The organism is Paucibacter sp. XJ19-41, assembly GCF_028462495.1.
GTDB lineage: Bacteria > Pseudomonadota > Gammaproteobacteria > Burkholderiales > Burkholderiaceae_C > Roseateles_E.
This window is the reverse complement of record NZ_JAQOWX010000318.1, coordinates 1-310: the sequence shown is the minus strand read 5'-3', so window position 1 is coordinate 310 and position 310 is coordinate 1. Positions and strand designations below refer to the sequence as shown.

Here is a 310-nt window from a genome sequence, read left to right as displayed (position 1 = left end):
CGGGTGTTCGACGGTGCAGCGGCGCAGCCTCATCGCCTGGGGTGTAGCGCGCTGGTGGATGCGCTGCAATGCCTCTTCGTAGAGATGGCGACTGAGCGTGCGCCGTGGGGCCTGCGTGCAGCGCGCCTTCATCGCGCAAGCGCCGCAATCGCCGGGCTGCGCTGCATAGATCACGACCTTACCCGCCCGATGCAACTGCTTGCGCTGCAGCAGTTTGTCTGCCGGGCAGACGTAGGCGTCAGCCTGTGCGTCGTAGGTGAAGCGGCCTTGGTCGAACAAGTCCCCCTCGCCCTGGTTGTTGACCGCGCGC

At 66.8% G+C, this 310-nt stretch carries 1 pseudogene; it reads right to left on the bottom strand.

Annotation, left to right across the window (positions count from 1 at the left end):
• Positions 1 to 310: pseudogene (locus PO768_RS29175) on the bottom strand (IS5/IS1182 family transposase); the annotation flags it as partial.